Origin of the sequence: Streptomyces sp. AP-93 (assembly GCF_022808175.1) — a bacterium.
GTDB lineage: Bacteria > Actinomycetota > Actinomycetes > Streptomycetales > Streptomycetaceae > Streptomyces.
This window is the reverse complement of sequence record NZ_JALGBX010000001.1, coordinates 620747-633345: the sequence shown is the minus strand read 5'-3', so window position 1 is coordinate 633345 and position 12599 is coordinate 620747. Positions and strand designations below refer to the sequence as shown.

The following is a 12599-nucleotide window of genomic DNA, read 5'->3' as shown; positions in this document are numbered from 1 at the left end:
AGGCGGCAAAGGGCCCCATCCGGAGATTCCGGCAAAACAATAAAAGCGCCTGTCGGAGCATTCCCGTCAGGCGCACATAAAGTTCATGGGTACCACAACTGCAACGAGCTCTAAGCTAGCACACGTCGGTCGGGGAGTGTCGCCGAGAGCATGTGACCTCCGTCCCGAGTGGGTCCGGCGCGCAGCTGCCCGCCCACCTCCGTGAGGGCGCTCCGGAGCCCCGGGATGCCCATCCCGCCGGAGTCGAGGACGATCCGTTCCCCCTCGGGGGCGGTGTTGACCACGTCGAGGCGTACCTCCCCGTCCTCGGTGTACAGATTCATCCGGACGGCGGAGCCCGGGGCGTACTTCGCCGCGTTGGTGAGCCCCTCGCGGGCGATCCGCAGCAGCAGCCGCCCGTCGGCAGCCGGGAAGGACCCCAGGCCGGGCTGGGTGTGGTGGGCGATCTCCATGCCGGTGGCCCGCATGTTCCGGGCCAGGGAGCCGAGGAAGCGGCCCACGTCGACGGGTGAGGTGTACGCACGGCTGCCCGCGGGGTCGGTCAGCATGTCCAGCACCTCCCTGACCTCGGCCATCGCGGCCCGCGCCGATTCCTCCACGGCGCCGGCGGCCTCCCGGACCCGGGGGTCGGCCTCGGCGTCCAGGCGCAGGGCGGCGGCCTGCATCGTGAGGGCGGTGAGACGGTGGCCGAGGCCGTCGTGGGTGCGCTGGGCCAAACGGGTGCGTTCCTGGACGACGGCCAGGTCGGCCGCCTGGTCCACGGCGGCGTGGGCCTGGCGGGCCCGCTCGCGCAGCGCGGTCATCACGTGCCGGTTGCGGCGCACGGTCTCCCCGTACAGGGCGGGCACGAGGATGGAGCCGAGGACGAAGGAGGCGGGGTCGCGCCCGGCGTACCCGAGCGGCAGGAACAGGTCGCGGGTGGCGGCGTAGACGACGGCCATCAGCAGGACCCCGCCCCAGCGGTGGGTGCGGCCGTACGCGGCCACGGCGTAGGCGGCGAAGACGAGGGGGCCGCGGTCGTCGGAGATCACGGTGGCGGCGGTGGCCGCGAGGGCCGGGATCCAGGGGTGGGAGCGGCGCCAGAGCAGGGAGAGGGCCGCGAGCCAGCCGGCGGCCAGGCTCGTGGGGTAGTCGGTGACGAGGCCGAAGCGGTGGACGTCGTGGAGGTTGAGGGTGGTGAGCAGTCCGCAGACCAGGGCGAGCCAGATGTCGGTGCGGCGGGCGCGCACGGGGTCCGGCGCCCCGCCGCTCTCCCCGGTCAGGGTCCGCAGACCCCGCTCCAGCAGCTGTCCGGCGCGACCGGGCACGGCCTGCATGACTCCACCACCCCCCGTCGGCGCACAGAAGTGCGCAGAGCATGCCAAAACGTCCCCCCAGGTTGCCCTTCTTCCGCCGAAGGGGCATCCCGGGGGGACGTGTTTTGGGTGAGCCGGCTCGTGGTGACCCGGTTCTTGGTGAGCCGGCTCGCGGTGACCCGGCTCGTTGTTACAGGGAGACGCCGAGGCCGTTCAGCCAGGTGACCGGGTTGACGTCGGCACCGTAGCTGTTGCTGGAGCGGACCTCGAAGTGGAGGTGGGGGCCGGTGGAGTTGCCGGTGTTGCCGGAGCGGCCGACCTGCTCACCGGCCCAGACGCGCTCGCCTTCGGAGGCGGTCGCCGAGGACAGGTGGGCGGACAGGGTGTAGCGGCCGTCGTCGTGCTTGATGACGACGGCGTTGCCGTACGCGCCCTGCCAGCCGGAGGAGACGACGGTGCCCGCGGCCGCGGCCCGGACCGGGGTGCCGGTGGACACCGCGAAGTCGATGCCGGTGTGGTAGCCGGCGGCCCAGCCGCCCGCCTGGTGGTAGCGCGCGGAGATGCTGCCGCCCGAGACGGGCAGGACGCCCTCGGCGCTGCTGCTCCTGGAGCTGCTCTTGGAAGAGCCGGAGGAGTCGGAGGACTTCGACGAGCTGGACGAGCTCGACGAGCTGGAGGACTTCGGTGCGGCCGGGGTGCTGCTGCCGGAGTCGGAGGAGCCGCCGGAGCCGGAGCCGTACGCGAGGCGCTGGCCCGGGAGGATCATGTCCGGGTCGGACCCGATCACCGAGCGGTTCTCGGAGTAGAGGGTCTGCCAGCTGACGCCCAGTTCGGAACCGATGGTGCCGAGGGTGTCGCCGCTGACCACGGTGTAGCTGTGGGCACCCTGGGCGCGCTTCGGGGCGGCCGGGGTCTCGGTGTTCTTGTTCGCGGTCGAGGTGCCGGTGCCCTTGGCAGGAGCTTCGGGGGCCGGTCCGCCGCGCTGCAGGCCGGCGAGCTTGCCGCAGGAGGGCCAGGCGCCGGGGCCCTGGGTCGCCAGGACCTTCTCGGCGATGGCGATCTGCTGCGCCTTGGTGGCCTGGTTGGCCTGGGGGGCGTACTGCCGGCCGCCGAACTCCGCCCACGTGCTGGAGGAGAACTGGAGGCCGCCGTAGTAGCCGTTGCCGGTGTTGATGCTCCAGTCGTTGGTCGACTCACACTGGGCGACCTTGTCCCACGTGCCGACCGACGCGGCGGACGCGGGCTGTGCCACGAGACCCACGGCGGCGGGTGCGGCGATACCGGCGACAACGAGACCGGCGAGGGTACGAGCAGACGGGAAAGACATGCGGAGTTCCTGACTTCGGGGACATTGCGGAGGCCGGTGCACCGGGTGAAGCGGTGGTGCGTTCTGCCTCGGCAACCACCGTCCGGGAGGACGGGGGGTCCCCGAAGTCCCCGAAAGAGGACAAGCAGGACAGCAAAAGGGGACTGGGGAGGGAGGGTTGGAGGGTCTTAAGTCCCTATATGGCGGTAATGTCCGCAATGAGACGGGGATTCAGGGGAGGTGGGTCACATGACGATCCGCGTGATGGTGGTCGACGACCAGAGCCTCATACGGTCGGGCCTGGTGACCCTGCTCGCGAGCGCGCCCGACATCGAGGTCGTCGCGGAAGCCGCCGACGGGGCGCAGGCCGTGCCGCTGGCGCGGACGCACCGGCCCGATGTAGTGCTGATGGACCTGGTCATGCCGAAGGTCGACGGCCTGGAGGCGACCTTGCAGGTGCTGCGGCTGCCCGACCCGCCGCGCGTCCTCGTCCTCACCGGCTACACGGCGGACGACCTGGTCCTGGACGCACTGCGGGCCGGAGCCGCCGGGTTCCTGCTGAAGGACCTGCGCCCCGAGGAGCTCTTCGCCGGTATCCGCACGGTCGCGGCGGGCGGCAGCGCCCTGGCTCCCGGGGTGATGCGGGTGCTGCTGGAAAGGGCGGACACCCGCACCGGGGCGCCCGACCACGCGGAGCAGCTCTCCACCCTGTCCCCCGGCGAGCGGGACGTCCTGGCGCTGGTCGGCGAGGGCCGGACGAACCTGCAGATAGCGCAGGCGCTGCACCTGTCCCCGGCGAGCGTGAAGACGTACGTCTCGCGGATCCTGGCGCAGCTCGACCTCTCGAACCGGACCCAGGCCGCGATCCTCGCCTACGAAGCGGGGCTGGTCCGCGCCGCGTGACCGCTGCCCGGAGAGGGCCGGAGGGGCTGGCCGGGACGGACGTGATCGAAAACAATGGCACCATGACGACAACTCGGACGACTCCCCGCTCCCGGGCCCGGTCCTTCGACAGCGCCGCCGCTCTCTACGGGCAGCACCGGCCCGGCTATCCCGAAGCGCTGTACGACGCCGTCGAGGAGCTGGCCGGGCGCCGGTTCGCCGGGGCCCGGGTGGCCGACGTGGGCGCGGGGACCGGGATCGGGACGGCGCCGATGCGCGCCCGGGGAGCCGAGGTGGTGGCGGTGGAGCCCGGGGACGGGATGGCCGCCGAGTTCCGGCGCACCCGGCCGGGGATCCCGATCGTGCGCGGGGACGGGGACCGGCTGCCGCTGGCCGGGGCCGCCTTCGACTTCCTGACGTACGCCCAGGCCTGGCACTGGACGGATCCGGCGCGGTCCGTGCCCGAGGCCCGCCGGGTGCTGAAGCCCGGCGGGGCGCTCGCGATCTGGTGGAACGACCTGGACGAGTCGGCCGGCTGGGTCGCGGGGCAGGGAGAGCGGATCCGTGCCTTCTTCGCGGCCGACGGCCCGGGCGGCGCGGTCGCGGGCGGGGGCGGCGCGGTCGGCGGGAGCGCCGAGGCGCTGGGCTTCCGTACGCTCCCGCGCGGCCTCGACTCCGGTTTCGCCACGCGGACCGTCCCGTGGTCCCGGCGGATCCCGCTGGAGGCGCACTTGGCGAATCTGGCGAGCCACTCCGCCTTCCTGCTGCTGGGCGAGGCCGGGACGCGGGAGTTCCTGGACGCCGAGCGGGAGCGGCTGAACCCGCTCTTTGCGGACGGGACGGTGGAAGAGCCCTACGTGGTGGCCGTCAGCGTGGCCGTGATGTGAGGCGGCCCCGCTCGGCTCGGGGTGAAGGCGCTGGTGTTCGGCGCCGCCGCCCTGGCGACCACGCTTCGGATTTACAGCGCCCGGAGTCGCTCCTGAAGCACCGCCGCCCGGCACTGCGAGGGGCTCCCCCACGCGTCGCGCAGTGGGCGGGCCTTGCGCAGCCACAGGGAGAGGTCGAGTTCCTCGGTGTAGCCGACGGCGCCGTGCAGCTGGAGCGCGGTCATGGCGGCCGCGTACGCCGCCTCGCCCGCGGTCAGCTTCGCCGCGGCGACCTCGCCGGGGGCCAGGGAGAGCGCGGCCGCCCAGAGCAGCGGCCGGGCGAATTCCAGGCCGATCAGGGTGTCGGCCAGCCGGTGCTTCACCGCCTGGAAGCCGCCGATCGCCGTGCCGAACTGGGTGCGCTGCTTCGCGTACTCCACCGTGCGCGCGAGGAGGGCCTCGCCGGTGCCGAGGCACTGGGCGGCGGTCAGCAGCCGGGCCCAGACCGCGGCGTCCCGGGCCGCCGCGGTGACCGCCGGGCCGGCGGCGAGGAGTTCGCCGCCGCCGTCCGGGAGGGCCAGGCGGCGGGCGGGGTCGGTGGAGGTGCGGAGAGGTCCGGCGCCGGGGGCCAGGCGGAGTTCCCCGGCCGGGGACACCGTGAAGAGGTGGGTGGCCGCGTCGGCGTCCAGGGCGTAGGGGCTCCCGCCGGGCAGGGTGAGGGTGGCCGAGGTCTCCCCCGCCGCCAGCCCGGGGAGGAACCGCTTGGCCAGTGCTTCGTCGCCGAGCCGGGTCAGGAGTACGGCGGCGGCGGCCGTCTCCACCACCGGGCCGGGTACCCCGGCGCGGCCCAGCTCCACGAAGCCGCCCGCCATCTCCAGCGGCATGAGGCCCATGCCCTCGTGGGCCTCGTCGGCCGCGAGGGCGAACAGCCCGGTGGCGGCGATCCGCGTCCACAGGGCCTTGCCCGGGGTGTGGTCGCCCGCGCCCCAGGCCCGTACCGCCGCCGGGACGTCCGAGGCGGCGAGCAGGCCGTGCAGGGTGCGGGCGAAGTCCGACTGTTCTTCGGTCGGCAGGAAGCGCATCAGCGGCGGCCCTTCGGGAGGCCGAGCAGCCGCTCGGCGATGATGTCGCGCTGGATCTCGTTGGTCCCCGCGTAGATGGGTCCGGCGAGGGAGAAGATCCACGGCTCGGCCCATTCCCCGTCGGCGAGTTCCGCGTCGGGGCCCAGCAGGTCGAGGGCGCTCTCGTGCAGGGCGATGTCGTACTGGGACCAGAACACCTTGTTCAGGCTGGACTCGGCGCCGATCGTCTCTCCGGCGGCGAAGCGGGAGGCGTTGGCCCAGGTGAACAGCTGGTAGGCGCGGGCTCCGACGACCGCGTCGGCGACCCGGTCGCGCAGGGCGGTGTCGGCGGGGTCGCCGTGGCTGCGCCACAGCTCCACGAGGCGGTCGGCGGCGGCGAGGAAGCGGCCGGGGGCGCGCAGGGTGAGCCCGCGTTCGTTGCCGGTGGTGGACATGGCGATCCGCCAGCCCTGTCCGGGCTCCCCGATGACGTCCGCGTCGGGGACGAAGACCTCGTCGAGGAAGAGTTCCGCGAAGGCGGGCTTGCCGTCGAGGCGGCCGATGGGCCGCACGGTGACCCCGGGGGCGTGCAGGTCGAACATCAGGTAGGTGAGGCCCTGGTGGGGTTTGGGGGCTTCGGGGTCGGTGCGGAAGATGCCGAAGGCGCGGTCGGCGAAGGCGGCCCGTGAGGACCAGGTCTTCTGCCCGGACAGCAGCCAGCCGCCTTCGGTGCGCACGGCGCGGGACTTCAGGGAGGCGAGGTCGGAGCCGGATTCGGGCTCCGACCAGGCCTGGGCCCAGATCGTCTCGCCGCTCGCCATGGAGGGCAGGACGCGGGCGCGCTGTTCGTCGGTGGCGTGGTCGAAGAGGGTGGGGGCGAGCAGGTTGATGCCGTTCTGCGAGACCCGGCCGGGCGCGCCGGCGGCCCAGTACTCCTCCTCGAAGACCAGCCAGTGTTCGATGTCCACGCCGCGGCCGCCGTACTCCTGGGGCCAGGACACCACCGCCCAGCGGGCGGAGTGCAGGAGCGCCTCCCATTCGCGGTGGGCGGCGAAGCCCTCGCGGGTCTCCAGGGAGGGCAGGGGGGTGGCGGGCACGTGGGCGGCCAGCCAGTCGCGTGCCTCGGCCCGGAAGGCCTCCACGTCCGCCGCATGGTTCAGGTCCATCAGCTGTTCGCCTCCTTCATCGCGGAGCCCTTCATCGTGGATACAGTCATGCCGCCGAGCGAGTCCGCCGCCGTTTCGGCGTTGTGGGCGTGCGCGAGGTGGTGCAGGCCGAAGACGGAGTCCATGCCGGTGTGCAGGCCCTGGAGGTCCTCGGCCTGGTTGACCGCCCGCTTGGTGAGGGCGAGGCCGAAGGAGGGCATCTCGGCGATCCGCAGGGCGAGCCGGTCGGTGGCTTCCGCCAGTTCGGCCCGCTCGACGACCCGGTTGACCATGCCGACCTCGTAGGCCCGGCGGGCGGGCATCCGGTCGCCGGTGTAGAGGAATTCCTTGGCGATGCGCGGGGGCATCGCCCACGGGTGGGCGAAGTACTCGACGCCCGGGATGCCCATGCGGACGACGGGGTCGGCGAAGAAGGCGTCCTCGCTGGCAACGATCAGATCGCAGACCCAGGCGAGCATCAGCCCGCCGGCCACGCACGCGCCGTGGACGGAGGCGATGACGGGCTTGGGCAGTTCGCGCCAGCGCCGGCACATGCCGAGGTAGACCTCGGATTCGCGGGCGAAGCGGGATTCGGCGCCGGAGCGCTGGGAGTGGTCCCACCACAGGCCGGCCCGGCGTTCGAAGGGCAGGTGGGCGTCGCGCTCGGGGGTGCCGATGTCGTGGCCCGCCGAGAAGTGCTCGCCGGCCCCGGCCAGGACGAGGACCTTGACCGCGGGATCGTCGGCGGCCCGGTAGAAGGCGTCGTCGAGGGCGTAGGTCATCGCGCTGTTCTGGGCGTTGCGGTACCGGGGGCGGTTCATGGTCACGTACGCGACCGGGCCGCGGCGCTCGTAGAGCACGGGGGTTTCGTCGGGCATACCTGGATCCTTCCCTAACAAGTGTTTGGTAGGTTAACGTACGGCCATGAGCAGCGTCGAGGAGTTCCGCACCGAGGTTCGGAGTTGGCTACGGACCCACCTCACCGGCGAGTTCGCCGCCCTCAAGGGCCGCGGCGGACCGGGCCGGGAACACGAGGCCTTCGCCGAACGCCTCGCGTGGGAGCGGCACATGGCGGCGCACGGCTGGACCTGCGTGGGCTGGCCCGTCGAGTACGGCGGCCGCGGCGCGAGCACCGAGCAGCAGATCGCCTTCCACGAGGAGTACGCGCTCGCCGACGCGCCCGCGCGCGTGAACCACATAGGTGAGCAGCTCCTCGGCCCCACCCTCATCGCGCACGGCACCGACGAGCAGCGGCGGCGCTTCCTGCCGCCCATCCGGGCCGTGGAGGAGCTGTGGTGCCAGGGCTACAGCGAGCCCGACGCCGGCTCGGACCTGGCCAGCATCCGCACCCGGGCCTCCCTGGTGGACGGCGCGTGGGTCGTGGACGGCCAGAAGATCTGGACCTCCCTGGCCCACGCCTCCCAGTGGTGCTTCGTCGTCGCCCGCACCGAGCCGGGCTCCCGCCGGCACGCGGGGCTGTCCTACCTCCTGGTCCCGATGGACCAGCCCGGGGTGGAGGTCCGGCCCATCGTGCAGCTGACCGGGACCTCCGAGTTCAACGAGGTCTTCTTCGACGGGGCCCGCACCGACGCCGCCCACGTCGTCGGCGCGCCCGGCGAGGGCTGGGCCGTCGCCATGGCCACCCTCGGCTTCGAGCGGGGCGTCTCCACCCTCGGCCAGCAGGTCGGCTTCCGCCGCGAGCTCGAAGACCTGGCCGCGCTGGCGAAGCGCAACGGCGCGATGGCCGATCCGCTGATCCGCGACCGGCTCGTCCGGGCCTGGATCGGCCTGGAGACCATGCGCGCCTCCGCGCTGCGGCCCGGGGTCGCCCCGTCCACGGCCAAGCTGTACTGGGCCCGCTGGCACCGGGACCTCGGCGAGCTCGCCATGGACGTCTGCGGAGCCGCCTCGCTCCTGGCGGCGGGGGCGCACGGGGACCCGTACGACCTCGACGACTGGCAGCGGCTCTTCCTCTTCTCCCGCTCCGACACCATCTACGCGGGCTCGGACGAGATCCAGCGCACCATCGTCGCCGAGCGGATCCTCGGCCTTCCCAAGGAGGTCCGGGCATGAACGCACCGGAAGACCGGTCCGGCAACGTGCTCCGCAACGCACCCGAGTACGTGGCGGGGCACGGTCTGCTGGCCGGCCGGAGCGCCGTGATCACCGCGGCCGCCGGGGCCGGCATCGGCGGAGCCACCGCACGGCGCTTCCTGGAGGAGGGCGCCCGCGTCCTCATAGGCGACGCGCACGCCCGCCGCCTGAAGGAGAGCGAGGAGGCGCTGGCCGCGGAGTTCGGCGCGGACCGGGTCGCCTCCCTGCCCTGCGACGTCACCGACGAGGAACAGGTGGACACCTTCTTCGCGCTCGCCGAACGGCTCCACGGCCGCCTCGACCTCGTCGTCAACAACGCCGGGCTCGGCGGCACGGCGAACCTCGTCGACATGACCGACGACCAGTGGTCCCGCGTCCTCGACGTCACGCTGAACGGCACCTTCCGCTGCACCCGCGCCGCGATGCGTTCCATGCGGGCCTCCGGAACGGGCGGGGTGATCGTCAACAACGCCTCCGTCATCGGCTGGCGCGCCCAGACCGGGCAGGCCCACTACGCCGCCGCCAAGGCCGGGGTGATGGCGCTGACCCGCTGCGCGGCGCTGGAGGCGGCGGAGTTCGGCGTACGGATCAACGCGGTCGCGCCGAGCCTGGCGATGCACCCGCACCTGGTGAAGGTCACCAGTGAGGAGCTGCTCGCCGAACTCACCGCCCGCGAGGCCTTCGGCCGGTACGCCGAGCCCTGGGAGGTCGCCAACGTCATCGTGTTCCTGGCCAGCGGCTACTCGTCGTACATGACGGGCGAGACCGTGTCGGTCAGCAGTCAGCACGCGTAGGCCGCCGGATGACGCGGATGCGGACGACCGGCCGGCGTGGGACCAGAATGGACGCGTGCCAACGAACAAGCCGATCGCACCGACGGCCAAGAAGAAGCCCCAGGTGACGGCGTCGCCCGAACGCCGCCGCGAACTCCTCGACACCGCCGCCGAGGTCTTCGCCGCGCAGGGCTACAACGCCACCACCGTCCGCAAGATCGCCGACGCCGCCGGCATGCTCGCCGGCAGCCTCTACTACCACTTCGATTCCAAGGAATCGATGCTCGACGAGATCCTCTCCGCCTTCCTGACCGAGCTGTGGGAGGGGTACGACACCGTCCTCGCCGCCGGTCTCGGCCCCAGGGAGACCATCGAGGCCCTCGTCACCGAATCGTTCCGGGAGATCGACCGGCACCGCGCCGCGGTCGCCATCTACCAGAAGGAGTCCCGGCACCTGTCGGTCCAGCCCCGCTTCCACTACCTCTCCGACTCGCAGGTCAAGTTCGAGAAGGCGTGGCTGGGGACGCTGGAGCGCGGGGTCGCGGACGGGGTCTTCCGCGCCGACCTGGACATCCGCCTCACCTACCGCTTCGTGCGCGACACGGTGTGGGTGGCGGCGTCCTGGTACCGGCCGGGCGGCCAGCACAGCCCCGAGGAGATCGCCCGCCAGTACCTGTCGATGGTCCTGGACGGCATCGCCACACGCACGTAACCCTGAGGAGTTCTGATGCCCGAGGCCTACATAGTCGAAGCGGTACGCACCCCCGTGGGGCGGCGCAAGGGGGGCCTGTCCGAGGTCCACCCGGCCGACCTGGGCGCGCACGTCCTGGGGGCCCTCGTCGAACGGTCCGGGATCGACCCGTCGGCCGTGGAGGACGTGGTCTTCGGCTGCCTCGACACGGTGGGGCCGCAGGCCGGCGACATCGCCCGGACGGCCTGGCTGGCGGCAGGGCTCCCCGAGGAGGTCCCGGGCGTCACCATCGACCGCCAGTGCGGATCCTCGCAGCAGGCCGTGCACTTCGCGGCGCAGGGCGTCATGTCCGGCACGCAGGACCTGGTGGTCGCGGGCGGCACCCAGAACATGTCGATGATCCCGATCGCCTTCGCGTCGCGGCAGGCGGCGGAACCGCTGGGCTTCACCGAGGGCCCCTACCTGGGCTCGGCGGGGTGGCGGGCCCGGTACGGGGACTCCCCCGTCAACCAGTTCTACGGGGCCCAGCTGATCGCCGAGAAGTGGGGCATCTCCCGCCTCGACATGGAGGAGTTCGCCCTGCGCTCCCACCAGCGGGCGCTGCGCGCGATCGACGAGGGCCGCTTCGAGCGGGAGATCGTGCCGTACGGGTCGGTGTCGGTGGACGAGGGCCCGCGCCGGGACACCACCCTGGAGAAGATGGCGGGCCTCAAGCCGGTCATGGAGGGCGGCACGATCACGGCGGCGGTCTCCTCGCAGGTCTCGGACGGCGCGGCGGCGATGCTGCTGGCCTCGGAGCGGGCGGTACGGGAACACGGGCTGCGCCCGCGGGCCCGCATCCACCACCTGTCGGTGCGCGGTGAGGACCCGATCCGCATGCTGTCGGCGCCGATCCCGGCGACGGCGTACGCCCTGAAGAAGACCGGCATGTCCCTCTCCGACATCGACCTGGTCGAGATCAACGAGGCCTTCGCCCCGGTGGCCCTGGCCTGGCTGAAGGAGACCGGCGCGGACCCGGAGCGCGTCAACGTCAACGGCGGCGCGATCGCCCTGGGCCACCCCCTGGGCGCGACGGGCGTCAAGCTGATGACGACCCTGCTCCACGAACTGGAGCGCACGGGCGGCCGCTTCGGCCTCCAGACCATGTGCGAGGGCGGCGGCCAGGCCAACGTCACCATCATCGAGCGGCTGTAGCTCCCGCCGGAGCCCGGTCCCCCGGGGCGCTGCTCCCGGGGGGACTGCTGCCGGGGCACTGCTCCCGGGGGACCGTCTTTACCGTCGGCAAACCGTCACATGGTGATCCTTGGGCCTACTCGAAAAATGATCGGAGGCCCCACATGGGCGACCCAGCCGACGCGCAGGCCGGTTCCCGGGATCCGGGCGCCACCCGCACGCTGACCGCGGGCGAAGGGACCGAGAGCAGGTCCGGGCAGCGCCCCCTCTGGAAGGAGCTGCCGCTGCTCGTCGTCATCGCCCTCGTGCTGGCGTTCTTGGTCAAGACCTTTCTGTTCCAGGCGTTCTCCATCCCTTCCGTCTCGATGCAGAACACCCTCCAGCGCGGGGACCGGGTCCTGGTCGACAAGCTCACCCCCTGGTTCGGCTCGGAGCCCGAACGCGGCGAGGTCGTCGTCTTCCACGACCCGAGCAACTGGCTGGAGGGCGAGCCCACCCCGGAGCGCAACGTCGTCCAGAACTTCCTCGGCGCCATCGGACTGATGCCCTCGGCCGACGAGAAGGACCTGATCAAGCGCGTCATCGCGGTCGGCGGCGACACGGTCGAATGCCGCCTGAACGGACCGGTCGAGGTCAACGGCAAGGCGCTGGACGAGCCGTACCTCTTCCCGGGGAACACCCCCTGCGACGACAAGCCGTTCGGGCCGGTCACCGTGCCCGAGGGAAAGATCTGGGTCATGGGGGACCACCGCAAGAAGTCCTCCGACTCCCGCTATCACCTGGACGACCCGAAGACCCACGGATTCGTGCCGGTCGAGGACGTCGTCGGCCGCGCCGTCGTCGTGGCCTGGCCCGTCACCCGCTGGGCGACGCTGCCGGTCCCGGACACCTTCGGGCAGCCGGGAATCGGCGACCGGAGCAAGCGCTAGCCGGCCGGTTCAGCGGGCGGGCGGGCGGCGGGAGAGGCGGGTCAGGGAGACCGTCTGGGTCAGGAGCAGGGCTCCGGTCAGGATCTGCCAGAGGAGCGGCTGGGGGGCGTCCCAGGCTTGGGCCGCGGACAGGGCGATCGCCACCGCGCCGAGCGCGAGCACGGTCCGGTGGACGAAGCCGGCCTCGGTGCCGTGCGGGAGTCCGGAGACGAGGGCGACCAGCGCCAGCATGATCGGAAGCCAGTGCTGCTGGGAGCCGCGCATCAGCAGGGCGGCGGCGAACTCCGCTGCGAGGGCGAGGGAGTTGCGCGCCAAGGCCCCCGGGACCGATATCGACATGCGCACATCATGCCGGTGATATTCGGGTGCGCGTCCGGCGGGGCC

At 72.5% G+C, this 12599-nt stretch carries 13 protein-coding genes; 7 read left to right on the top strand and 6 right to left on the bottom strand.

Features of this window, described 5'->3' with window-relative positions:
• Positions 1-110: 110 nt before the first annotated feature.
• Together MTF69_RS02980 and MTF69_RS02975 are read right to left on the bottom strand one after the other, a co-directional pair.
• The gene (locus MTF69_RS02980; RefSeq protein WP_243330354.1) at positions 111-1316 is read right to left on the bottom strand and encodes a sensor histidine kinase; all 1206 of its coding nucleotides are present in this window, start codon (positions 1314-1316) and stop codon (positions 111-113) included.
• Positions 1317-1485: 169 nt separating this feature from the next.
• On the bottom strand, positions 1486-2622 hold the full coding sequence (locus tag MTF69_RS02975) for a transglycosylase family protein (RefSeq protein WP_243330353.1): 1137 nt from the start codon (positions 2620-2622) through the stop codon (positions 1486-1488).
• 228 nt (positions 2623-2850) lie between these two features.
• Between MTF69_RS02975 and MTF69_RS02970 the strand changes: the two genes are divergently transcribed.
• Positions 2851-3504 (top strand): response regulator transcription factor, encoded by a 654-nt coding sequence (locus tag MTF69_RS02970; RefSeq protein WP_243330352.1) that lies wholly within the window; start codon positions 2851-2853, stop codon positions 3502-3504.
• 62 nt (positions 3505-3566) lie between these two features.
• Positions 3567-4370 (top strand): class I SAM-dependent methyltransferase, encoded by an 804-nt coding sequence (locus tag MTF69_RS02965; RefSeq protein ID WP_243330351.1) that lies wholly within the window; start codon positions 3567-3569, stop codon positions 4368-4370.
• 71 nt (positions 4371-4441) lie between these two features.
• Here the strand turns inward: MTF69_RS02965 and MTF69_RS02960 are convergent, their stop codons facing one another.
• The 3 genes from MTF69_RS02960 to MTF69_RS02950 are packed head-to-tail and all read right to left on the bottom strand — an operon-like array spanning position 4442 to position 7433.
• Positions 4442-5431 carry an acyl-CoA dehydrogenase family protein gene (locus MTF69_RS02960; protein ID WP_243330349.1) on the bottom strand — a complete coding sequence of 330 codons (990 nt, stop codon included), beginning with the start codon at positions 5429-5431 and terminating at the stop codon, positions 4442-4444.
• The gene (locus tag MTF69_RS02955) at positions 5431-6576 is read right to left on the bottom strand and encodes an acyl-CoA dehydrogenase family protein (protein ID WP_243330347.1); all 1146 of its coding nucleotides are present in this window, start codon (positions 6574-6576) and stop codon (positions 5431-5433) included. Before MTF69_RS02955 ends, MTF69_RS02960 begins: the two co-directional genes overlap by 1 nt.
• A complete protein-coding gene (locus MTF69_RS02950; RefSeq protein ID WP_243330345.1) occupies positions 6576-7433 on the bottom strand; it encodes an enoyl-CoA hydratase in 858 nt (285 codons plus the stop codon). Before MTF69_RS02950 ends, MTF69_RS02955 begins: the two co-directional genes overlap by 1 nt.
• 46 nt (positions 7434-7479) lie before the next feature.
• On the opposite strand from MTF69_RS02950, the gene MTF69_RS02945 reads away from it, so the two are divergent.
• From MTF69_RS02945 to lepB, 5 genes are all read left to right on the top strand, one after another.
• On the top strand, positions 7480-8628 hold the full coding sequence (locus tag MTF69_RS02945; RefSeq protein WP_243330344.1) for an acyl-CoA dehydrogenase family protein: 1149 nt from the start codon (positions 7480-7482) through the stop codon (positions 8626-8628).
• Positions 8625-9443 carry an SDR family oxidoreductase gene (locus tag MTF69_RS02940; RefSeq protein WP_243330341.1) on the top strand — a complete coding sequence of 273 codons (819 nt, stop codon included), beginning with the start codon at positions 8625-8627 and terminating at the stop codon, positions 9441-9443. The genes MTF69_RS02945 and MTF69_RS02940 overlap by 4 nt, the downstream gene beginning before the upstream one ends.
• Positions 9444-9498: 55 nt before the next feature.
• On the top strand, positions 9499-10134 hold the full coding sequence (locus tag MTF69_RS02935) for a TetR/AcrR family transcriptional regulator (protein ID WP_243330338.1): 636 nt from the start codon (positions 9499-9501) through the stop codon (positions 10132-10134).
• Positions 10135-10149: 15 nt separating this feature from the next.
• Positions 10150-11307 (top strand): acetyl-CoA C-acetyltransferase, encoded by a 1158-nt coding sequence (locus tag MTF69_RS02930; RefSeq protein WP_243330337.1) that lies wholly within the window; start codon positions 10150-10152, stop codon positions 11305-11307.
• A 143-nt stretch (positions 11308-11450) separates the two neighbouring features.
• Positions 11451-12215, top strand: a complete 765-nt coding sequence (gene lepB / locus MTF69_RS02925) for a signal peptidase I (protein ID WP_243330335.1) — start codon at positions 11451-11453, stop codon at positions 12213-12215.
• A 9-nt stretch (positions 12216-12224) separates the two neighbouring features.
• Here the strand turns inward: lepB and MTF69_RS02920 are convergent, their stop codons facing one another.
• Positions 12225-12554 carry a hypothetical protein gene (locus MTF69_RS02920; protein ID WP_243330334.1) on the bottom strand — a complete coding sequence of 110 codons (330 nt, stop codon included), beginning with the start codon at positions 12552-12554 and terminating at the stop codon, positions 12225-12227.
• Positions 12555-12599 lie beyond the last annotated feature (45 nt).

Excerpts from the sequence above, each read along its gene's own strand:
- MTF69_RS02980 (WP_243330354.1), bottom strand. The coding sequence starts at position 1,316 with ATGCAGGCCGTGCCCGGTCGCGCCGGACAGCTGCTGGAGCGGGGTCTG.
- MTF69_RS02975 (WP_243330353.1), bottom strand. The coding sequence starts at position 2,622 with ATGTCTTTCCCGTCTGCTCGTACCCTCGCCGGTCTCGTTGTCGCCGGT.
- MTF69_RS02970 (WP_243330352.1), top strand. The coding sequence starts at position 2,851 with ATGACGATCCGCGTGATGGTGGTCGACGACCAGAGCCTCATACGGTCG.
- MTF69_RS02965 (WP_243330351.1), top strand. The coding sequence starts at position 3,567 with ATGACGACAACTCGGACGACTCCCCGCTCCCGGGCCCGGTCCTTCGAC.
- MTF69_RS02960 (WP_243330349.1), bottom strand. The coding sequence starts at position 5,431 with ATGCGCTTCCTGCCGACCGAAGAACAGTCGGACTTCGCCCGCACCCTG.
- MTF69_RS02955 (WP_243330347.1), bottom strand. The coding sequence starts at position 6,576 with ATGGACCTGAACCATGCGGCGGACGTGGAGGCCTTCCGGGCCGAGGCA.
- MTF69_RS02950 (WP_243330345.1), bottom strand. The coding sequence starts at position 7,433 with ATGCCCGACGAAACCCCCGTGCTCTACGAGCGCCGCGGCCCGGTCGCG.
- MTF69_RS02945 (WP_243330344.1), top strand. The coding sequence starts at position 7,480 with ATGAGCAGCGTCGAGGAGTTCCGCACCGAGGTTCGGAGTTGGCTACGG.
- MTF69_RS02940 (WP_243330341.1), top strand. The coding sequence starts at position 8,625 with ATGAACGCACCGGAAGACCGGTCCGGCAACGTGCTCCGCAACGCACCC.
- MTF69_RS02930 (WP_243330337.1), top strand. The coding sequence starts at position 10,150 with ATGCCCGAGGCCTACATAGTCGAAGCGGTACGCACCCCCGTGGGGCGG.
- lepB (WP_243330335.1), top strand. The coding sequence starts at position 11,451 with ATGGGCGACCCAGCCGACGCGCAGGCCGGTTCCCGGGATCCGGGCGCC.
- MTF69_RS02920 (WP_243330334.1), bottom strand. The coding sequence starts at position 12,554 with ATGTCGATATCGGTCCCGGGGGCCTTGGCGCGCAACTCCCTCGCCCTC.